1 protein-coding gene is annotated in these 208 nt (G+C 68.3%); it reads left to right on the top strand.

Annotated elements, in window-relative coordinates; genetic code table 11:
* A partial coding sequence (locus EF834_RS18110) for an AMP-binding protein (RefSeq protein ID WP_164874189.1) occupies window positions 1-208 on the top strand: 208 nt, incomplete at both ends.

The raw sequence follows: 208 nt of genomic DNA on the forward strand, positions 1-208 counted from the left end.
ATGGGCCGGTCGGTGGAGATGTTGGTGGCGGTGTATGCGGTCACGGTCGCCGGTGGCGGGTACGTGCCGGTCGATCCGGATCAGCCGGCCGACCGTAACGGCTACATCCTCGATACCGCCGACCCGGCACTGGTGCTCACCACCACCCGGGACGGGTTCACCGTCACGGGGGACAGGTCTGTCGGTGTCGTGGGGGACAGGTCTGTCG

The sequence above is a fragment of the Rhodococcus spongiicola genome (assembly GCF_004011835.1).
GTDB lineage: Bacteria > Actinomycetota > Actinomycetes > Mycobacteriales > Mycobacteriaceae > Prescottella > Prescottella spongiicola.